The sequence below is a fragment of the Paraburkholderia suaedae genome (assembly GCF_040812055.1).
GTDB lineage: Bacteria > Pseudomonadota > Gammaproteobacteria > Burkholderiales > Burkholderiaceae > Paraburkholderia.
This window is the reverse complement of record NZ_JBFOAH010000002.1, coordinates 362921-383876: the sequence shown is the minus strand read 5'-3', so window position 1 is coordinate 383876 and position 20956 is coordinate 362921. Positions and strand designations below refer to the sequence as shown.

Below are 20956 nucleotides of genomic sequence, written 5' to 3'. Positions count from 1 at the left end.
GCACGGCGCCTTTTGTATGGGCGCGCGCTCGGGCTGGCCGCCGCTCGTTAGCGGCGCTTCATCAGGAAAGTGAAAACCTTGTCTTGCGCCGAGCTTTCGACGATTTCATTGCCGGTTTGCTTCGCAAACGCGGCGAAATCTCGCTGCGAACCCGGATCGGTGGCCAGCACCTTGAGAATCTGGCCGCTTTGCATGTCGGCGAGCGCCTTCTTGGCGCGCAGAATGGGCAGCGGGCACATCAGCCCGCGCGCATCGACTTCCTTGTGAATCTGAATTTGCATCGACGATGACCTTCGGGACGAGGCGTCGCGAGCGACGCCGGACAGAGGGTCAAATTCTACAGCAGGCGCCGCGCGGCCGCCGGACACGACGCGGCAGCGCCGGCTCCCTCGCACCGTGGGCGGCTCGCACCGCTAGAGCGTGACCGCCTGCCCGCTTTGCAGCGACTGCCGCAACGCGACACCGATGCGCGTCGCTTCCAGCGCGTCGGCGAGCGTCGCGCCGGCTGGCGCGTCGGCCGACGCGCCGCTGTGCACCGCCGCGACGAACGCGCGCGCCTCGTGCAGGAACGCCTCTTCGAAGCGATCGAAAAAGCTGTGCGTGCACTCATTGCGAATTCCGCCGGCGTCGTAAATCTCGACACGATTCGCGCGCGGATTGTGGCCGATCGCGAGCGCGCCGGCCGTGCCGATCACTTCGCTATGTGTGTCGTTGCCGTGCGCCTGAGTGCGCGACGCGTAGAACATCGCGAGCTTGCCGCCTTCGAACTCGCAAATCGCCACGCCGTTGTCGACGTCGCCGAATGCGCGCAGGCCCTCGTGCAATGCGACCGCGCCCGCCGCGAACACGCGCGTCGCGCGCGGCTTGCCGAGCAGCCAGCGAGCCACGTCGATATCGTGCACGGTGCAATCGAGAAAGATGCCGCCCGAGGTCGCCGCGAAGCGCACGAAAAAGCCCTCGGTATCGTTCTGGTCGGTGGTCTGCGAGCGCACGAGGAACGGCCGGCCGATCCGGCCCGCCGCGACCTTGTCGAAAGCATCCTTGTAGCTCGGATCGAAGCGGCGCATGAAGCCGATGGTCGCCTGCAGATGCGGATAGCGCGCGGCTTCGGCCAGCACGCGCTCGCACTCGGCAAGATCGAGCGACAACGGCTTCTCGCAGAACACGTGCTTGCCGGCGCGCAGTGCGTCGATGATCTGCTGCGCGTGCAAGGACGACGGCGTGACGAGCCACACCGCATCCACGTCGCGATCGGCGAGCAGCTCAGCGTAATCGCCGTACAGACGCGGCTCGGGCAATGCGTCGCGCGCCCACGCGCGCTCGTTTGCCAGCGGACTGCATGCGGCCACGAGCGCCGCGCCCGGCACGCGATACGCGAGATTCTCCGCATGCCGCTTGCCGAGGCGCCCCAGGCCGACTACACCCACACGCACCCGCTTTGTCGCCGCCGTCATCACGATGCCTCGCCGAGTTTGACCGCGCGGCCTTCGTGCCACGAACGGCTCGCGGCGTCGGCGAGTTCGAGCGCCTTCAGCCCATCGGCGACGGTCGTGCGCACCGGCTTGCCTTGCGTGAGCGCATCGAAGAAATGCGCGATTTCGAGCGCATATGCCGCGCGATAGCGTTCGAGGAAAAACGCCTCGGGCACGTCGGTCGACACCCTGGTTTTCGAGTACGCGGTCACTTCGGTCGGCCGCACGTTGCCCGCCTGCAGCATGCCCATGCTGCCGAGCACTTCGAACCGCTGGTCGTAGCCATAAGCGGCACGGCGCGCGGTATTGATCTGGCAGAGCCGGCCGCGCTTCGTGCGGATCGTCACGGCGGTCGAATCGATGTCGCCCGCCTGCGCGATCGCCGGGTCGCTCAGGCAACTGCCGCTGGCGTGCAGGGTGTCGGCTTCGTCGTCGAGAATCCAGCGGAAGATGTCGAAGTCGTGAATCAGCATGTCCTTGAAGATGCCGCCCGAGTGGCGGATGTACTCGAGCGGCGGCGCGCCCGGATCGCGGCTCGTCACCACCAGCATTTCCGGCGTGCCGATCTCGCCCGCGTCGATCCGCGCTTTCAACGCGGAGAACGTCGGATCGAAGCGGCGCTGAAACCCGATCATGCACACGACGCCTGCACGCGCCACGCCGTCGGCGCACGCTCGCGCGCGCTCCAGCGTCAGGTCGACCGGTTTCTCGCAGAATACGTGCTTCTTTTGCGCCGCCGACTTGACGATCAGGTCCGCATGCGTGTCCGTGCTCGAACAGATCACGGTCGCGCCGATCGCGGCATCGCCCATCGCGCCGTCGATATCCGCAACTTGCGCGCCGTGCTCGGCGGCAAGCGCCGCGGCGGCCTCGCGGTTCACGTCGACCACGTACTTGAGCCGCACGCCCGGATGCCGTGCGAGATTCGCCGCATGAATCTTGCCGATGCGCCCCGCGCCGAATACCGCCACGTCGATCGTCTTTACCGCGTCAGTCATCGTATCCTCCAGTGTCCTTGGATTCTTCAACGTTCAATTCGAGCTTGTACGCAAGCGCGATGAACAACGCCTGGCATAAGCAGATCGTGCTGGTCAGCGAGCGGAACGCGAACGCGCTGCCCTCTTTCACATACAGCTGGGTGCTTGCATAGCGCGACAGCGGAGAGAGTTGGCTGTCCGTAATAACCAGTGTTTTGGCCTGGTGATGATGCGCGACGCGCAGGCAGTACTGCGTTTCCTTGCCATACGGCGCGAAGCTGATCGCGATCACCACATCGCCCTTCTTCACGCTGCGAATCTGCTCGCGATACATGCCGCCGAAACCGGATACGAGATGCACGCGCTTGGGCGTGTGCTGCAACGCATAGACGATGTAGCTCGCCACTGGAAACGAACGCCGCACCCCCACCACATAGATGTTGTCGGCCTGTTGCAGCATCTTGACGGCGGCGTCGAACTGCTTGTCGTCGAGACCTGCTTCCAGTTCTTCCAGGCCGCCGCGCGATGCCGCGATGAATTCGCGCGCCACCGCGCCGCCCGACAACGCACCGGGCTTGTCGTCGATCAGCTTGCGAATCCTCTGCTGATAGCTGGGCGAGGACGCGCCCTGCCCCGTATAGGCCTGACGAAACACGGCCTGAAGATCGGAGAAGCCGGAAAAGCCGAAGCGCTGCGCAAAACGCACGACCGCGGACGGATGCACGCCACAGCTCGCAGCGATGTCGCTGGTGCGATCCACCATCACGCTCGCGCGGTGCTGTTCCAGGTAAGTCGCGACGTTTTTCAACTGCCGCGGCAGCGCCTCGTAGTTTTCCGCGATGCGCTGCATCAATTCCTCGACGCTCGGGAATTCTTCGGTGCTCGGCTCCGCCATGGCTATCTCTCAAGGGCTGTATTGCATTGCGGCAACCGCTTGCCAGGCAGCGCCGCTCGACCTTCCGACGCTGCAGATTATAGGCAGCGTCCGTGCCAAATGGAACGTATTTTCCAATTTTATTTGTCGTGAAATTTTCATTGCAACGCCTCGGAAGATGTCCTAATCTTGGTCGTGAGCGATGGTGCTTCGGCGGAGATGCGCCGACCCGCATGCGAATCGAAAGCCGCTGCCAGACGCTCCCTTCAATAACGACAGACCGAGAAAGGTGGAGACATGAGACTTTGCAAGGGCAAGGCTACGCTCAGGGTTCTGGTGACGGCATTGACGTTGGCAACGGGATTCGGCGCGGCCTCGGCCGCCCGCGCGGCCGACGCCCACTTCGTGCTGGTCAGTCACGCGCCGGATTCGGACTCGTGGTGGAACACCATCAAGAACGCCATCAAACAGGCCGACGAGGACTTCAACGTCGAGACCGACTACCGCAATCCGCCCAACGGCGATATCGCCGACATGGCGCGCCTGATCGAGCAGGCCGCCGCACGCAACTATGACGGCGTGATCGTCTCCATCGCCGACTTCGACGTGCTCAAGAGTTCGATCTCCAAGGTCACGGAGAAACACATTCCGCTCGTCACGATCAACTCCGGCACGGAGGAGCAAAGCGCGAAGCTCGGCGCGATCATGCACGTCGGACAGCCGGAATACGCCGCCGGCAAGGCGGCGGGCGAGAAGGCGAAGGCGGCGGGCATCAAGTCGTTCCTGTGCGTGAACCATTACGCGACCAACCCGGCTTCGTTCGAACGCTGCCGTGGCTTTGCCGAGGCGATCGGCGCGAACTTCAGGACATCGACGCTCGACGCCGGCCAGGATCCTACCGGCGTGCAGTCCAAGGTGAGCGCCTTTCTGCGCAATCATCCGAATACCCAGGCGGTGCTTGCGCTCGGGCCGCTGTCGGCCGATCCGACGCTCAAGGCGCTGCAACAGATGGGCCTCGCGGGCAAGATCTGGTTCGCCACGTTCGACTTCGACAGCGACATCGCAAAGGGCATTCAGGACGGCACGATCCAGTTCGCGATCGACCAGCAACCGTACCTGCAGGGCTATATTCCGGTCGCCGTGCTGGCCATCGCGAAGAAGGATCACACCACCGATCCGGTCAAGATCCGCGAGATCCTGCAGGCCAATCCAAAGTTCAAGGAACGGCTTGCCACTTACGGGCTGAGCCCGTCCTATGGGCCGCGCAATATCGGCTCGGGCCCGGGCTTCATCACCAAAGCCAATGTCGACAAGGTGATCAAGTACGCCGGTCAATACCGCTAAGCAACGCATCGCCGGATGTGCCGCCGCGATGGCGGCACGCATGAACAGGAACGGGCCGGCCAGATGGCTGTGATCTGGCCGGCGCTCGCCCGTTCATTTGCTTCAGATACACCATTTACGGTACCGCCTTCACGTCGTTCAAAGTCGTTCAAACGCCCCGCGGGTTGGCGTCGACCAGCCGCCCGCCGGCGTATCAAGGAGAGCTTCAATGGGTGTCGCCAACCCTTTCCATCCCCATCGCAGCAAAGCGCCCGCTTCCGATCCGCAGGATCCGGCGGCGCCGCCTTCCGCCACGCCGTCCGTTGCCGCCGACGAGCGCGTGCGCCGCGAATCGTGGTTCCGCCATCTGCTCAATCGCCCGGAATTCGCGGCATTGGCCGGCACTGCGATGGTGTTCATCGTGTTCGGTCTCGCGGCCGGCAACTCGGGGATGTTCAACCTCGACGGCGTCATGAACTGGTCGCAAGTCGCGGCCTACCTGGGTCTGATCTCGGTCGGCGCGTGCCTGCTGATGATCGCCGGCGAGTTCGATCTGTCGATCGGCTCGATGATCGGCTTTGCCGGCATGATGGTCGCGCTGCCGACCATGTACTTCCACTGGCCGATCTGGCTCGCCATCGTCTTCGCGTTCGCCGGCTCGATGCTGCTCGGCGCACTCAACGGCTATCTGGTGATGCGCACGCGCCTGCCGTCGTTCATCGTCACGCTCGCCTTCCTGTTCATCCTGCGCGGACTGACGCTGGCGCTGTCGGTGATGTTCGCCGATCGCACCATCATCTCCGGTGTCGGCGACGTCGCGCGGCAGGACTGGCTCGCGCATACGCTCTTCCAGGGCGTCGCGTTCCGCGGTCTGTTCGTATGGCTGGGCCATATCGGTCTCGCGAAAACGCTGGACAACGGCATGCCGCTCGTGCCCGGTATTCCCAAAGTTCTGCTGTGGTGGCTCGCGCTGGCTGTCGTCTGCGCATTCACGCTGGCGCGAACGCGTTTCGGCAACTGGATCTTCGCGGTCGGCGGCGACGCCAACGCGGCCAAGAACGTCGGCGTGCCGGTGCGGCGCGTGAAGATCTCCCTGTTCGTGCTGACCGCGTTCTGCTCCTGCCTGTATGCGGTGCTGCAAGTGTGCGACATCGGTTCGGCAGCGGCCGACCGCGGCTTGCAGGCTGAATTCGAAGCGATCATCGCCGCGGTGATCGGCGGCACGCTTCTTACCGGCGGCTACGGCTCGGTGATCGGCGCATGCTTTGGCGCGCTGATCTTCGGTGTCGTGCAGATCGGCATCACCTACACCAACGTCGACTCGGACTGGTTCCGGGTGTTCCTCGGCGTTATGCTGCTCTTCGCGGTGCTGTTCAACCACTACGTGCGCAGCCGCGTCGCGGCGTCTCGCTAAGACAAGGAGTCAGGAGTTCATCATGACCGCCCTCGAACAGACCGCAGACGACTACATCCTGTCGCTCGAAAACGTGAGCCGCTATTTCGGCAACGTCATTGCACTCAAGGACATCACGCTCAAGCTGCGACGCGGTGAAGTGCATTGCCTGCTCGGCGACAACGGCGCGGGCAAGTCGACCCTGATCAAGACGCTCGCAGGCGTATACCAGCCGAGCGAAGGCATCTACCGGGTAGACGGCAAGCCGGTGCGTTTCACGTCGCCGAAAGACGCGCTCGATCTCGGCATTGCCACCGTCTATCAGGACCTCGCGCTGGTGCCGCTGCTGTCGGTTGCGCGCAACTTCTTCATGGGGCGCGAGCCGCAAAAGAAACTGTTCGGTTTCCTAAATGTCATGGACCTCGAAACCAGCGCGACGACCGCGCGCGACAAGCTCGCTGAAATGGGCATCAACGTGCGCGATCCGCATCAGCCGATCGGCACGATGTCCGGCGGCGAACGGCAATGCCTCGCGATCGCGCGCGCGATTCACTTCGGCGCGCGCGTGCTGATTCTCGACGAGCCGACCGCCGCGCTTGGCGTGAAGCAGAGCTTCAACGTGCTCAAGCTGATTCACAAGGCGCGCGCCAAAGGCATCTCGGTGATCTTCATCACGCACAACGTGCACCACGCGTATCCGATCGGCGACTCGTTCACGCTGCTCAATCGCGGCAAATCGCTCGGCACTTTTACCAAGGACACCATCAGCAAGGACCAGGTGCTCGACATGATGGCCGGCGGCGCCGAAATGCAGAAGATGATCGGCGAGCTCGAAGGCGCGACGATCTGAGCGACTCGCGCGGGTCGTCCGGCGCCGCGCGTGCCGGCAAACGCGTTCAGCTATTCAGGGGTATTCATGGATCAATCCAGCACATCCAGCGGGACCACGCCGGCTCTGGCTTCGGCTTCGGCGGCCAGCGGACGTTTCGCGCCGGGTCGCAGCCGCGACATCGTGTGCCTCGGCCGCCTCGCCGTCGATCTGTACGCGCAGCAGGTCGGCGCACGGCTCGAAGACGTATCCAGCTTCGCGAAGTATCTCGGCGGTTCGTCGGCGAATATCGCGTTCGGCTGCGCGCGGCTCGGGCTTGCGTCGGCGATGCTTGCGCGCGTCGGCAACGACCACATGGGGCGCTTTCTCACCGAAACCTTGACCAGGGAAGGATGCGACGTGAGCCACGTGCGCGTCGACCCGGACCGGTTGACCGCGCTCGTGCTGCTCGGCCTGAAAGACCGCGATACCTTCCCGCTGATTTTTTACCGCGAAAACTGCGCGGACATGGCCGTCGATGAAGCGGACTTCGACGAGACCTTCATCGCGTCGTCGAAGGCGCTGCTGATTACCGGCACGCACTTCTCCACCGAACAGGTGAACCGCACGAGCCGCCGCGCGCTCGATTACGCGCGCCGCAATCAGGTGCGCACGGTGCTCGACATCGACTACCGCCCGGTCTTGTGGGGACTCACGGGCAAGGCGGACGGCGAGACACGCTTTGTCGCGAGCGAAGGCGTCACCGCGCATTTGCAACGCATCCTGCCGTTGTTCGATCTTGTGATCGGCACGGAAGAGGAGTTTCGCATCGCCGGCGGCAAGACCGAACTCGTCGAAGCGCTCGCGATGGTGCGCGCGGTCACGCCCGCCACGCTGGTCCTGAAACGCGGGCCGCTCGGCTGCCAGATCATCGACGGCAAGGTGCCCGCTTCTCTGCACGACGTGCCGATTCACGGCGGCGTGGAAGTCGAGGTGCTGAACGTGCTCGGCGCGGGCGACGCGTTCGCATCGGGCTTCCTGTCCGGCTGGCTGCGCGACCAGCCCCTCGAAGCCTGCGCGCGCGCCGCGAATGCAAGCGGCGCGCTGGTGGTGTCACGGCACGCGTGTGCGCCCGCCATGCCGACACCGGCCGAACTCGACTACTTCCTGCGCGAAGCGAAAATCGATCCCCAACGCATGCGCCGCCCCGATCGCGATGCGACGCTCGCGCGCCTGCACCGCGTGTCGCCTGCGCGTCGGGCGTGGCGCGAAGTGCTCGGCTTCGCGTTCGATCATCGCAACCAGTTCTTCGAACTCGCGCAGCAGACCGGTGCGGACGAGGCCCGCATTGCGCGCCTGAAGGGCCTGTTCGTCGAAGCGGTCGCGCAGACCGAGCGCGCGCTCGCCTTGCAAGGCTGCATCGGCGTGCTGATCGACGACCGCTACGGTCAGGATGCGTTGAATGCCGCCACCGGCCGTGGCTGGTGGATTGGCCGTCCGGTCGAGCTGCCCGGCTCGGTGCCGCTGGTGTTCGATCATGGCCGCTCGATCGGCACGGCGCTGATCGCGTGGCCGCAGGAGCATGTCGCCAAATGCCTCGTGCAATTTCATCCGGACGAGCCCATCGAACAGCGGCTCGAACAGGAAGCGCAGTTGCGCGCGCTCTACGACGCGACGCAGGCGAGCGGCCATGAGTTGCTGCTCGAAGTGATTCCGCCGAAGCACGCGCACTTGCCGCAAGCACCGGACCTCGTCTATCGCGCGTTGAAGCGCCTGTACAACATCGGCATCTATCCCGAGTGGTGGAAGCTCGAACCGATGGACGCCGCGCAATGGCGATCGGTCGACGCGCTGATCGCCGAACGCGATCCGTATTGCCGCGGCGTGGTGCTGCTGGGTTTGTCGGCGGGGGTCGAGCAGTTGAACGACGGCTTTCGCGCGGCCGCGCAATCGGCCACGTGCCGCGGCTTCACCGTCGGCCGCACCATCTTCCACGAACCGAGCCATGCGTGGCTCGCGGGCGAAATCGGCGACGACGAACTGATCGCGCGCGTGCGCCACACGTTCGAAACGCTGATCGCGTCATGGCGGGCAACGCGTGGCGCGAGCGCCGCGCAAGCCGGCGCACCGAACCACCTTCATCAGGAGCAGGCGGCATGAATCAGCGCGTAATGCATCACGACGCGGCATCCGCGAACGACGCCAGCCACACGCGCGCGCCGTCGACGGGCAGCATCCGCCTGACCACCGCGCAGGCGCTGGTGCGCTATCTCGCGGTGCAACGCGTGACGAGCGAAGACGGCAGCGGCACCGAGCCGCTGTTCGGCGGCGTGTTCGCGATCTTTGGTCATGGCAACGTCGCGGGGATGGGCGAAGCGCTGTATCAACATCGCAATGACCTGCCCACGCTGCGCGCGCACAACGAACAGGCGATGGCGCACAGCGCGATCGCGTTTGCGAAGGCCCATTTCCGCCGGCGCATGATGGCCGTGACGACATCGATCGGACCTGGCGCGACCAACCTGCTGACCGCAGCGGCGCTCGCGCATGTGAACCGTCTGCCGGTGCTGCTGCTGCCCGGCGATATCTTCGTGTCGCGCGCGCCCGATCCGGTGCTGCAACAGCTCGAGGACTTCAACGACGGCGGCGTGTCCGCCAACGACGCATTCAAACCCGTGTCGCGCTACTTCGACCGCATCGTGCATCCGGCGCAGTTGCTAAGCGCGTTGCCGCGAGCGCTGCGCGTGCTGACCGACGCCGCACTGTGCGGACCGGTCACGCTCGCGTTGCCGCAGGACGTGCAAGCCCAGGCGTGGGACTTCCCCGCCGATTTCTTCGCGCCGCGCGTCGTCCACATTCATGCGCCCGCGCCGCGCGCCGATGAAATCGACGCCGCCTGCGCGCGATTGCGGAGCGCCAGGCGTCCGCTGATCGTGGCGGGCGGCGGTGTGCTGTATAGCCGCGCGACCGATGCATTGCACCGCTTCGCGACTGAGCACGGCATACCGGTCGCGGAAACGCAGGCCGGCAAAAGCTCGCTCGCGTGGGACGATCCGTTGAATGCCGGGGCGCTGGGCGTGACCGGGGCGCCGGCCGCGAACGCGCTCGCGCAAGACGCGGACTGTGTGCTCGCGATCGGCACTCGCCTGCAGGACTTCACTACCGGCTCGAACACGCTATTCACTCAGGCCGACGTGATCGCCATCAATGCCAACGCGTTCGACGGCATCAAGCATCGCGCGCAGGTCGTCGAAGCGGACGCGCGGCTTGCGCTCGAAGCCTTCGCCGAGCCGCTCTCCGGATGGCTTGCGGAACGCGGGTGGACCGCGCGGGCACATCAGCTCGCGGCCAGTTGGCGCGACACGGTAAGCACGCTCACGCATGCGCCGCAACGCGACGGAGTGCTGCCCTACGAGGGCGACGTGATCGGCGCGGTGCAGCGTTCGAGCGCGCGCTCCGCTACGGAGGACATCGTCGTATGCGCGGCGGGCACATTGCCCGCAGAACTGCACAAGCTGTGGCGCGCCGGCAGACCGGGCGCGTATCACGTCGAATATGGCTATTCGTGCATGGGCTATGAGATTGCCGGCGGACTCGGCGTGAAACTCGCGCGGCCTGAGCGCGAGGTCATCGTGATCGTCGGCGACGGCAGCTATCTGATGATGAACAGCGAGATCGCAAGCTCGGTGATGCTCGGCGCGAAGCTGATCGTCGTGGTGCTGGACAATCGCGGCTTCGGTTGTATCAACCGCTTGCAGCAGGCGTGTGGCGGCGCGCCGTTCAACAATCTGCTGGACAACTGCGTGCAAGGCCCGCACGGCGCGCCGGGCATCGACTTCGCCGCGCATGCGCGGGCACTGGGCGCACAGGCGGAACATGTCGCCAATGTGGCCGAACTCGAAGCCGCACTGCAACGCGCGCGCGCCGCGGAGCGCACCTACCTGATCAGCATCGACACCGATCCGGCCCGCACCACCGACGACGGCGGCTGGTGGTGGGAAGTCGCGGTGCCGGAAGTCTCGGCACGCGACGCCGTGCGCGAGGCGCGCGCCCAATACGATGCGCGGCTCGCAGCGCGCGCCGCGTCGGGCGCGCGGGCCGAGCGCGATGCCGTCGCCGGCAACCCCGATTCCGTCGATCACGAATGAGGACGCTCGCATGACTGCTTTCGACGTACGCATCGGCATCAACCCATTGTCGTGGATGAACGACGATCTGCCGTCGCTCGGCGGCGAGACGCCGCTCGATGTCGCGCTAACGGAAGGCCGACAGATCGGCTATCAAGGCTTCGAACTCGGCAATAAGTTTCCGCGCGAACCGCAAGCGTTGAAGACGCTCCTCGCGCAATACGATCTTGCGCTCGTGTCCGGCTGGTATTCGGGACGGCTCGCGCATCGCAGCGTCGAAGAGGAGATCGCGTCGGTCGGCCCGCATCTCGAACTGCTCGCGCAAAACGGCGCGACGGCGATGGTGTACGGCGAAGTCGCCGATTCGATTCAGGGCGCGCCGCAGCCCCTCTATCAACGGCCGCGTTTTTTCAGCGACGCGCAATGGGCCACGTACGCGGCGCGTGTCGATGAATTCGCGCGCTATACGCTAAGCCGTGGCGTGCGGCTCGCATATCATCATCATATGGGCGCTTATGTGGAGACACCCGCGGACATCGATCAACTGATGGCGCGCACCAGCGACGCCGTCGGCCTGCTGTTCGACGCCGGGCATATCACGTTTGCCGGCGGCGATCCGCTCGCGCTGCTCGATCAACATATCGCGCGCGTGTGCCATGTCCATTGCAAGGACGTGCGCCCCGCCGTGGTGAAACTGGCGCGCAATCGCAACTGGAGTTTTCTCGATGCCGTCATCGCCGGTGCGTTCACCGTACCTGGAGACGGCGCGGTCGATTTCCCCGCGATCATTGCGCGGCTCAAGCGGCATGGTTATTGCGGGTGGCTGGTGGTCGAAGCGGAACAGGACCCGGTGGTGGCGCCGTCGTTCGAATATGCGCAAAAAGGCTATATGACGTTGCGCGCGCTGGTCGATGCGCCGCTCGAGAACACCGACAGAAACGTGCAGGAGGCAGCATGAGTTTATTGGTCAAGGCGCAGCGCGAAGGCCAGACGATCGCGCGAGTCACGCCGCAGTCCGCATGCTGGCGCTACGTGGGATTCGCTGCGTACCGTCTGGGCGCGAACGAAGTCGTGCATGTGTTCGAAGCGTCGCGCGAAGTGTGCATCGTCGTGCTGACCGGCGCGGTGGATATCGAAACCGCCGACACGACGTGGACCTCGCTCGGCTCGCGCGACAGCGTGTTCGAGGATGCCGCGCCGTATGCCGTGTATCTACCGCCCAACGTGCGCGCGACCGTGCGCGCCTGCCGCGATGCCGAACTAGGCGTGGCCAGCGCGCCGGCCAAAGGCGCGTATCCGGCGCGGCTGATCGAGCCGGCTTCGATGAAGCGCTCCACGCGCGGCAAAGGACTGAATACGCGCTACGTATGCGACATTCTCCCGCAAACGGAGCCCGCCGAGTCGCTGCTGGTCGTCGAAGTCAGAACGCCTGGCGGACACGCGTCGAGCTATCCGCCGCATAAGCACGACACCGACAACGTGCCGCACGAGAGCTCGCTCGAAGAGACTTACTATCACCGGCTCAATCCACCGCAGGGCTTCGCGTTTCAGCGCGTGTACACCGACATGCGCGATATCGACGAGTCGATGGCGGTCGAAGATCACGACGTCGTGATGGTGCCGCGCGGCTATCATCCGGTGGTCGTGCCGTATGGCTACGATTCGTACTATCTGAACGTGATGGCCGGTGGGCAACGGGTCTGGCATTTCCGCAACGACCCGGCGCATGAATGGATCATCAATAAGGACGCCTGATCGTTCGGGGTCGCGCGGCGCTCTGCATTGGACTGCCAGGCCAAACAGCGCGATTTAGCCGACCCCCAACCACTCCCGCACGACGTCCGCGCGCATCTCGAACGCCGCCATCTCGCCGTCGAACACGATCTCGCCATGCCCCATGACGGCGACCCGGCTCGCAATCTGCCGCGCGATCGCGAGGCGCTGCTCGATCAGCAGGATCGCCACACCACGCTCGCGCAGCATCCGTAGACACCCGGCGACCTGCTGAATCACGAGACTCGCGAGACCCTCGCCGGGCTCGTCGATGACAAGCAGATCGGGGTCGCCGAGCAGCGCCCGCGCGAGCGACAGCATCTGCTGCTCCCCGCCCGACAGCGCACCGGCGCGCGTGCGCTTGCGTTGTGCCAGCACCGGGAAAAGCGTGTACGCATCGTCGAAAGCGAAGCGCGGGGTTCGGCCGCGAGTGCGCGGCGCGACGCCCAGCTGCAGATTCTCGTGGACAGTCAGCGTGGGAAACACATCGCGATGCTCAGGCACGTAGCCGAGTCCAAGCCGTGCGATCTCGAAGGTGCGCAGGCCGCTTAGCGAGCGGCCCGCGAAACGCAGTTCGCCGTCGCTGTGCACGAGGCCCATGATCGCGCGCGCGAGCGTCGAACGGCCCGAGCCGTTGCGCCCGACCAGCGCCAGCACTTCGCCAGGCTCCATGCGAAGCGTGACGCCGTGCAGCGCCTGGCTCGCCCCGTACCACGCGTTCAGCCCACGAATCTCGAGCAATGCGCTCATGTGCCGAACCCCGCGCCGAATCCCGCGCCGAGATACGCTTCGCGCACGGCGGCATCCGCACGGATCGCAGCCGGCGTGCCGCTGGCAATGACGCGCCCCTGCACCAGCACCGAAATCCGGTCGGCGATCGCGAACACCGCGTCCATGTCGTGCTCGATCATCAGCAGCGTGCGGCCGGCACTGGCCTCGCGTATCAGTTCGATCGCGCGCGCCGCTTCCGCGCGGTTCATGCCAGCGGTCGGCTCATCCAGCAGCAACGTGTGCGCGCCGCTGGCGAGCGCAATGCCGAGATCCAGCGCGCGCTGCCCGGCATAGCTGAGCGTGCCGGCCCGCACATCGCGACGCGCGCTCAAGCCCACTGCGTCGAGCACCTGTTCGGCGCGGGCGTCGACCGTTCGAGAGCCGGTAAAACGCCGCCACCAGCGCGCGCGGTCGCGCTCGGCCAGCATCGCCGCGCAGCGCAGATTGTCGAACACGCTGAGCCGCGCGAACACGCTGGTGTTCTGGAAGCTGCGCGCGAGGCCTCGACGCGTGATCGCGGCCGGCGCAAGACGCGTGATCTCCGCGCCGAACAGGTCGATGCGCCCGGCGTTCGGCCGGGTGCCGCCGGCGATCAGGTCGAACAGCGTGGACTTGCCTGCGCCGTTCGGACCGATCAGCGCATGGCGCTCGCCGGGTTCGACAGACAGATCGACACCGCGCAGAATCCGCGTGGAGCCGAAGCGCTTTTCGATGCCGTAGAGGGCGAGTGCCGGGATCATCGGCGAGCTCCAGTGGTTTGTGTCGCGCTCGAGCGACCGGCAACCTTGCCTTGCGCTCGACGTGCGTAACGCGCGGCGACTGCCCCCAACGCGGCCAGCAAAAATACCACGGCGCCGATGCGCCAAAGCGCAGCAGTGACCCGTCCAAGCGACACCCCAACGACGCCGAACAGCGCGGTCTCGTGCGCACCGAACTGCGCGGCATAAGCCCATTGCACCGCGAGCACGAGCGCCGCGCACCATAACGACACGGCCACCACAGCCCACAGATACAGCGCACGGCATCGTCGCCAGCCATACGCGGTGACGCGCGCCGTATGCCGCGCGATGAAACCGGCCAGCCCCTCGGGCGACGCTGCGACGACGACCACGAAGAACAGCCCGAGGTAGAACAGCCACGCCCGCGTGACGCTCGCGACCACGACACTGAAAAAGGTCAGCACGATGGCCCCCGCCACCGGCCCGAAAAACGTCGCCGACCCGCCGATCACCGTAGCGATCAGCACCGCACCCGAGCGCGCCATGCCGACGCTTTCCGTCGACACCAGCTCGATATTGATCAGCCCCAGCGTTCCCGCAATGCCCGCGAAGAACGCCGACCACACGAGCACGCCATAGCGCACCCGGCGCGGATAGCAGCCGATCGTCGCAGCCCGCGCCGGGTTGTCGCGCACGGCGTTCGCAAGCCGCATGAACGGCGTGCGCGACAGCGCGAACATCGCCGCGCTCGCCAGCAGGCACCATAGCGCGATCAATGCATAGGCCTCGCGCGCCGGGCCGAAGCTCCAGCTGCCGAGCGGCGGCCCGTTCGCGCGATCGATCGCCACGCCCGCCTCGCCGCCGAACCAGTCGGGCAGCGCCCAGGCGGCTGCCACCACGAGTTCGCCGAGGCCGAGTGTAATCATTGCGAATGCGGTGCCGGCGCGCCGCGTCGACACAAACCCGAACACGACGCCGCATAGCGCGCCGCCCAGCCCGCCCACCAGCGGCAGCAGCGCAAGCGGCACGCCGATGCGGTTGAACGCCTGCGCGGCGGCCAGTGCGCCGAGCCCGGCGTAAGCCGCATGGCCGAACGACAATAGTCCGGTTTCGCCGAGCAGCAGGTTGTATGAGAGCGCGAACACGATCATCGTCGCGCTCTGCGCGAGATAGGCGAGCAACCAGCTTTGCCGCCAGATGAACGGCGGCGCGGCGAGGAAAACCAGCAGCGCGAGCCACGGCGCGAGCGCACGCCCAAACGCTGCGAGCGGCGACGCGGGCCGCGCGGAGCTGGCCGGCGCCGCAGTCGCCAGCGTCGCCGCGTTGGGCGGTTCGGACGCCGCGCCTCGCTTATGCATGATCGTCGTGTCGCCCGAAAAGCCCGCGCGGGCGCAGCGCCAGGATCGCGACGAGCAGCAGATAAGGAATCAGCGGGGCGAGCTGCGCGAGTGTCAGCGCATCCCATTCGGGCGGCACCGATGCGCCCACCGTCGCCAGCAAGTCGCCGAGCGACACGTCGCTCGCCACGGCCAGCGTCTGCACGCAGCCGACCAGCAGCGACGCCGCCAGCGCGCCGCTCAGCGAACCAAGCCCGCCGATCACCACCACCACGAATACGATCGAGCCGAGCGATTCGGCCATCGCGGGCTCGATGACGAAAAGCGGCGCGCCGATCACGCCGGCCAGCGCGGCGAGCGCCGTACCGAGCGCGAACACGCTGGTGAACACGCGCGGCACGTTGTGGCCGAGCGCTTCGACCGCGCTCGCGTGCGTGAGCGCGGCGCGAACGATCAGCCCCGCCTTCGACACGCGCAGCACCGCGTACAACATCGCCAGCATGGCCAGCGACACCGCCATCATGAACGCGCGGTAGCGTGAGAAAGCCGCGCCGTAGAGAGTGAACAGCGGACCGTCGAGCGCGGGCGGCACCGTCGCGGAAAGCGGGCTCAAGCCCCAGCCGAGCTTGACCAGTTCGCCGAGCAGATACGCGGCGCCGAACGTCAGCAGCAATTCCGGCAAATGGCCATGCGCACGCACGCGCCGCAACAACCACCGCTCCAGCACCGCGCCCAGCAATCCCACGACGAAGGGCGCGATCACCAGCGCGCTCCAGAAACCGGCGCGCCCGGCCACCGAGCAGCCCACGTACGCACCCAGCATGTAGAAGCTCGCATGCGCGAAATTCAGCACGCCGAGCATGCTGAAGATCAACGTCAGACCGGCCGACAGCATGAACAGCAAGAGGCCGTAACTCACTCCGTTGAGCAGATTGATGGCGAACGCGTGCACGCGGCTATTCCGCCTGCGTGGCCGGGCACAGCGGTTCCAGCGCGGCGCGCAGCTCGGCGGGCAGGCTCACCGGCCGGCGCGCGACGCGCTCCACGTAGACGTGCACGAAGTGCCCCTGCGCGGCGGCCTGCTCGTCGCCCTCCCTGAACAGCCCCACTTCGTAGCGCACGCTCGACGTGCCGAGCCGCGCGACCCGCAAGCCCGCCTCGACGCGCTCGGGAAATACCAGCGGCGTGAAGTAGCTGCAATGCGTCTCGACCACCAGCCCGATCGTCGCGCCATGCTCGAAGTCGAGCACGCCCGCGTGGATCAGGTACTCGTTGACCACGGTGTCGAAATAGCTGTAGTAGACGACGTTGTTCACGTGACCGTAGACGTCGTTGTCCATCCAGCGCGTGGTGATCGGCAGGAAATGCGGATACGCGGCGCGGGTGGCGGGAGCGGGTCGGTTCATCGGAGCGAGGCCGTTCGGCGCGTGGGTGAGTTCTTCACAGCGATTGCGTCAGCATGCGGCGGTAGTCGTCGGCCGTGGCTTCCCGCGGATTGGTGCGATGGCAATGGTCCGCGAGCGCGCCCGCGACGACCTTGTCGAACATGCTTTCGTCGACGCCCATCTGCCTGAGCCCCGTCGGCAAGCCGAGGCGCTCGGTCATGTCGAAGAGCGCCTGCGCGAGATCCGCGTGCTCCGGCAAATTCATCGCACGACGCATCCGTGGGTAGCGGCGTTCGGCGACCACGCTGGAGGCGCTTTCGTTAAAGCGCAGCACCGCCGGCAGCACGACCGCGTTCAGCGTGCCGTGGTGCAGCGACGTGCGGCCGTTCACCTTCAGACCGCCCAGCGGATGCGACAGCGAGTGCACGCAGCCCAGTCCTTTCTGGAACGCCATCGCGCCTTGCATCGACGCGCTCATCATGTTCAGGCGCGCGTCGCGATCGCCGCCGTCCGCGCAGGCGCGTTCGATGCTGGCCCACGCGCGCTCCAGGCCGTCGAGCGCGATGCCGTCGGCGGGCGGATTGAAGGCCGGCGCGAGGAAGGTTTCGATGCAGTGCGCGATCGCGTCCATGCCGGTCGCCGCAGTGAGGCCGGGCGGCAAGCCGAGCGTGAGGCCCGGGTCGCAGATCGCCGATTTCGGCAGCAGATGCCACGAGTGAAAGCCGAGCTTGCGGCCGTCGTTGAGAATCACGATCGCGCCGCGCGCGACTTCGCTGCCGGTGCCCGCCGTGGTGGGCACCGCGATCAGCGGCGCGGCGGCGTCGGTGATCTTCGCGCTGCCGCCTTCGATGGTCGCGTATTGCGCAAGCAGGCCATCGTTGCCGAGGCGCACATCCTTCGGGGCGTGGGTCGCGGCGATGGCGACGCCCTTGGCCAGGTCGATCGACGAGCCGCCGCCCACTGCGATCAGACCGTCGCAGCCTTCATCGCGATACCGCTGCGCGGCGGCCAGCACCATCGCTTCGGTCGGGTTCGACGGGGTGTCGTCGAACAGCGGCACATCGCCGAGCTTCAACGCATCGAGCGCGCGCTGGACGATGCCCGCCGCCACCACACCCTTGTCGCTGATCAGCAAGGGCCGTTTGATGCCGATGCGCGCGCATTCCGAGGGCAGCTGCAATAGCGCGTCGTAGCCCAGATGGATGTGGGTCAGGTAGTAGATGTATGCCATGCGTTGCTCCTCGTCGAAGGTGAACTCGTTGAGCGGTGCATCGAGCGATGCAATGCGCGGTGGCCGGTGCGCGGTTCGTCGCTTGCAGTTCGTCGCGGCTCCGCTTTGCGACGCGCTCGGTGCGGGTTTCGATGCTTGCCTGGGTGTTGACTCTTTCGGTTACGTGCTTTGGGTCGGGTTGCTGCGTGGTTGCCGCGTCGCTTGGCGCCCCATGCGTCGCGCCGCTTATTGCCCCGGCCGGTCGACGAACTCGAACGGCAAGCCGCGCCGCCGCATCCATTCGCCGAGCGCCTGGCCCGTGCCGGCGCGCCAGGGCCGCAGGTTAGCCGGCTCGACCAGCCGGTACTCGAGCAACTCCGGCGAGAGCGCGATCGTCCCATACGCCCTCACGTGATACGCGATGATCAGCTCGTTCTTGCGGATGAACTCGTACACGCCGATCAGCTCGACCGTCTCCGCGTGCAGCGAAGTCTCTTCGAGCACCTCTCGGGCGATGCCCTGTTCCGGCGTCTCGCCGTTTTCGAGGAAGCCGGTGATCAGCGCGAACACGCCTTCCGCCCACGCGGCATTGCGCGCCAGCAGAATCTTGCCTTCGTATTCGACGATCGCCGCTACGACCGGCAGCGGATTGTTCCAGTGGACATAGCCGCAATCGGCATCGGGACAGCTCTGGCGGACACGGCCGCCTTCATGCTGGGGATCCAGGCGCTCGGTCAACGGCGTCGCGCAGCGCGGACAAAATCGGTAGTCGGTCATGGGGTAAGGGCGTCTCGCTCGTTGCGTTTGTGGCGTTGGTGGCGTTTGTGTTTGTGGCGTTTGTTCTTTGTGTCGCACGACGACATTTTGCGCGCAGCGTCTCGAGCGGTTCGCGTACGCGGTCGCATAGCTGATTGCTCCAGGCTGCTCGAGACTGCTCGCGTCGTCGCGAAAGGCTGGATGCTGGCCGCCAGTTTCCCGGCGATCAACGAGTCGAGCGCTCCGGTGCAATTGCCGGCACAGTTGTCCGACGCAAAACGTTTCATGCGACCGATGCGATGCTGACGGACGCGTGATGGCGGAAGCGTCATTTTAGTGCGCTCAGGCGTTCTTTGGTGCTGGTGGGTTGCGGGTTGCGGAAGGGGCGTGGCGGATGTGGCGTGGCGGATGAGGGTTGGCGGGTTGCGCGTGGCGGACTGCCCGATGCTTGCCCGACCGACAGCCAGATACGCCGCGCCGCCGCGCAAACGCTTTCACCGCGGCCGTTAGTTGCAGCCATGATCGGACAATGCGGCCGTCATCACGCACGCGTGGCGACCAGAAACTGCGCGTCGCCAGCGAGGGAGCACCTGGTCGCTGTCAGTTGCAGCCGCAATCCGGCATCCGGTCACGATCGCAAGCGCGCGGCACACGAGCCACCGCGACCAACCCCGCCGCGCCCACTACCAACGCACCCGCCGCCAACCACAGCGCTGGCGAAAACGACCCCGTGTGGCCAGCAATCGGCGCCGCGACCAGCGGACCGACGATCTGACCGACACCATAGGCCGCCGTCGCGTAGCCCATCAGGCCGGCCGCATCGTCCCCGCGCAGGCGCCTCGCCTCGCGCATCGCGAACAGTGTGATCGCTGTGAACGGCAGTCCGATCAGCACGCTGCCAAGCGAGAAACCGCCTGCCGTCGGCCAGACGATGCCCAGCGCGATACCTAGTGCTTGAACCACATAGCAGCCGGCGAGCAATGTGCGGTTATCCCAATGCCCGGGCAAACGCGCGCCCAGCAGCGCGCCGACGATCAGCGCTGCGCCGAACATCGGCCAGAACAGATCGGGCCAGAAGGAGTCCGGCAACGCATGGCGCGCGATGACAGGCAGAAACGTCGCGGTAATGATGTAGCCGAAACCGGGTATGCCGTAGAGCAGCACCAGCCAGATGGCGTCAGCGCGGTGCCGAGTGTGACGGACGGCGTGTCCATTAGCGGATTGGCTCCGGGCGCGCCGGCTCGCAGAGCGTCGGCCGACGGCCTCTTCGCCGGCGGTGGACCCGTTGGCGGCGCGTTCGCTCGGTTCGTCCCGTTCGTCGGCAGCAGCGTGTCCGGTGGTCGACGCGCTCGTCCCCCGCTCATCCGCGACGATCTGGCCTACCGGCCCTCGTGCGCGAAGCTGCGCCCCTTGCCCGCGCGCGCCCCCGGCCCCTCGGAATTCCGGCCAAACCGCCGCCGACAAAGCCGCGCCGATCAGTCCAAAACCGATCCATCCCACTGTCGCGCCATATCCGCCGGCGACGCTCACCAGCACCCCGGTGCCCACGATCCCCACCCCGGGCCCGGTGTAAATCACTCCGCTCCAGCGACGGGCACGGAGTTCGGCAAGGCGTCGCAAGCCCCACTGCGACGCGAAGACGAACGTCCACGCGCTCACCGCACCGGCGACGAACCGCACCACCGCCCACACCCAGAACTGGCTGGTGACGCCCATCGCCAGCGTCAACAGAACCGTCGCGACGAGGCCCACGCGCACCATGTGCGCGGGCTGCACCCGCAACGCGGCGCAACTAAGCGCACCGACGAAATACCCCGCGTAATTGAACGATGCGAGCCAGCCGCCGTGCTGGATATCGAGCTGCGGCTGCCCGGAAGCGCTGCCCTGCAGCATCAGCGGCAACAGCGGCGTGAACGCGAAACGCCCAATGCCCAAGGCGACGGCCAGCGTCACCATGCAGGCAAGCGCCGCCCGGCGGGCGGCGTGAGCTTCTTTGAAGCGGTCATACGCGCGGGAAGCGAGGTCGTTCAT

At 66.2% G+C, this 20956-nt stretch carries 19 protein-coding genes; 7 read left to right on the top strand and 12 right to left on the bottom strand.

Features of this window, described 5'->3' with window-relative positions; all coding sequences use genetic code 11:
* Positions 1–47 precede the first annotated feature (47 nt).
* The 4 genes from ABQJ48_RS05175 to ABQJ48_RS05160 form a co-directional block, all read right to left on the bottom strand.
* The gene (locus ABQJ48_RS05175) at positions 48–275 is read right to left on the bottom strand and encodes a sulfurtransferase TusA family protein (protein ID WP_367836537.1); all 228 of its coding nucleotides are present in this window, start codon (positions 273–275) and stop codon (positions 48–50) included.
* 138 nt (positions 276–413) lie between these two features.
* Positions 414–1454, bottom strand: coding sequence for a Gfo/Idh/MocA family oxidoreductase (locus ABQJ48_RS05170; RefSeq protein WP_367836433.1), 1041 nt, complete (start codon positions 1452–1454; stop codon positions 414–416).
* The gene (gene iolG, locus ABQJ48_RS05165; protein WP_367836432.1) at positions 1454–2470 is read right to left on the bottom strand and encodes an inositol 2-dehydrogenase; all 1017 of its coding nucleotides are present in this window, start codon (positions 2468–2470) and stop codon (positions 1454–1456) included. The genes ABQJ48_RS05170 and iolG overlap by 1 nt, the downstream gene beginning before the upstream one ends.
* The gene (locus ABQJ48_RS05160; protein WP_367836431.1) at positions 2463–3344 is read right to left on the bottom strand and encodes a MurR/RpiR family transcriptional regulator; all 882 of its coding nucleotides are present in this window, start codon (positions 3342–3344) and stop codon (positions 2463–2465) included. The genes iolG and ABQJ48_RS05160 overlap by 8 nt, the downstream gene beginning before the upstream one ends.
* Positions 3345–3620: 276 nt before the next feature.
* Here ABQJ48_RS05160 and ABQJ48_RS05155 point away from each other — a divergent pair, with 276 nt between their 5' ends.
* From ABQJ48_RS05155 to iolB, 7 genes are all read left to right on the top strand, one after another.
* Complete coding sequence (locus tag ABQJ48_RS05155; protein WP_367836429.1) at positions 3621–4667, top strand: sugar ABC transporter substrate-binding protein; 1047 nt, start codon at positions 3621–3623, stop codon at positions 4665–4667.
* 208 nt (positions 4668–4875) lie between these two features.
* Positions 4876–6060 (top strand): ABC transporter permease, encoded by a 1185-nt coding sequence (locus ABQJ48_RS05150; RefSeq protein ID WP_367836427.1) that lies wholly within the window; start codon positions 4876–4878, stop codon positions 6058–6060.
* Between the two features lie 22 nt (positions 6061–6082).
* Positions 6083–6889 (top strand): ATP-binding cassette domain-containing protein, encoded by an 807-nt coding sequence (locus ABQJ48_RS05145; protein ID WP_367836426.1) that lies wholly within the window; start codon positions 6083–6085, stop codon positions 6887–6889.
* Between the two features lie 66 nt (positions 6890–6955).
* Complete coding sequence (locus ABQJ48_RS05140) at positions 6956–9007, top strand: bifunctional 5-dehydro-2-deoxygluconokinase/5-dehydro-2-deoxyphosphogluconate aldolase (protein WP_367836425.1); 2052 nt, start codon at positions 6956–6958, stop codon at positions 9005–9007.
* Positions 9004–10995 carry a 3D-(3,5/4)-trihydroxycyclohexane-1,2-dione acylhydrolase (decyclizing) gene (gene iolD / locus ABQJ48_RS05135; protein ID WP_367836423.1) on the top strand — a complete coding sequence of 664 codons (1992 nt, stop codon included), beginning with the start codon at positions 9004–9006 and terminating at the stop codon, positions 10993–10995. The genes ABQJ48_RS05140 and iolD overlap by 4 nt, the downstream gene beginning before the upstream one ends.
* Before the next feature lie 10 nt (positions 10996–11005).
* Complete coding sequence (gene iolE / locus ABQJ48_RS05130; RefSeq protein WP_367836422.1) at positions 11006–11932, top strand: myo-inosose-2 dehydratase; 927 nt, start codon at positions 11006–11008, stop codon at positions 11930–11932.
* A complete protein-coding gene (iolB, locus tag ABQJ48_RS05125; protein WP_367836420.1) occupies positions 11929–12729 on the top strand; it encodes a 5-deoxy-glucuronate isomerase in 801 nt (266 codons plus the stop codon). Before iolE ends, iolB begins: the two co-directional genes overlap by 4 nt.
* Positions 12730–12783: 54 nt before the next feature.
* Here iolB and ABQJ48_RS05120 read toward each other — a convergent pair whose 3' ends face one another.
* From ABQJ48_RS05120 to ABQJ48_RS05085, 8 genes are all read right to left on the bottom strand, one after another.
* A complete protein-coding gene (locus ABQJ48_RS05120) occupies positions 12784–13497 on the bottom strand; it encodes an ABC transporter ATP-binding protein (RefSeq protein ID WP_367836419.1) in 714 nt (237 codons plus the stop codon).
* Positions 13494–14258: an ABC transporter ATP-binding protein gene (locus ABQJ48_RS05115; RefSeq protein ID WP_367836418.1), complete on the bottom strand. Its 765-nt coding sequence runs from the start codon at positions 14256–14258 to the stop codon at positions 13494–13496. Before ABQJ48_RS05115 ends, ABQJ48_RS05120 begins: the two co-directional genes overlap by 4 nt.
* On the bottom strand, positions 14255–15595 hold the full coding sequence (locus ABQJ48_RS05110; RefSeq protein ID WP_367836416.1) for a branched-chain amino acid ABC transporter permease: 1341 nt from the start codon (positions 15593–15595) through the stop codon (positions 14255–14257). Before ABQJ48_RS05110 ends, ABQJ48_RS05115 begins: the two co-directional genes overlap by 4 nt.
* On the bottom strand, positions 15588–16526 hold the full coding sequence (locus ABQJ48_RS05105; RefSeq protein WP_367836415.1) for a branched-chain amino acid ABC transporter permease: 939 nt from the start codon (positions 16524–16526) through the stop codon (positions 15588–15590). The genes ABQJ48_RS05110 and ABQJ48_RS05105 overlap by 8 nt, the downstream gene beginning before the upstream one ends.
* Positions 16527–16530: 4 nt before the next feature.
* Entirely contained in the window at positions 16531–16980 is a 450-nt protein-coding gene (locus ABQJ48_RS05100; RefSeq protein WP_367836413.1) for an acyl-CoA thioesterase, read from the bottom strand.
* Between the two features lie 34 nt (positions 16981–17014).
* Entirely contained in the window at positions 17015–18190 is a 1176-nt protein-coding gene (locus ABQJ48_RS05095; RefSeq protein WP_367836412.1) for an iron-containing alcohol dehydrogenase, read from the bottom strand.
* Positions 18191–18415: 225 nt separating this feature from the next.
* Entirely contained in the window at positions 18416–18946 is a 531-nt protein-coding gene (locus ABQJ48_RS05090; protein WP_367836411.1) for an NUDIX domain-containing protein, read from the bottom strand.
* A gap of 579 nt (positions 18947–19525) precedes the next feature.
* Positions 19526–20956, bottom strand: a complete 1431-nt coding sequence (locus ABQJ48_RS05085; RefSeq protein WP_367836410.1) for a YbfB/YjiJ family MFS transporter — start codon at positions 20954–20956, stop codon at positions 19526–19528.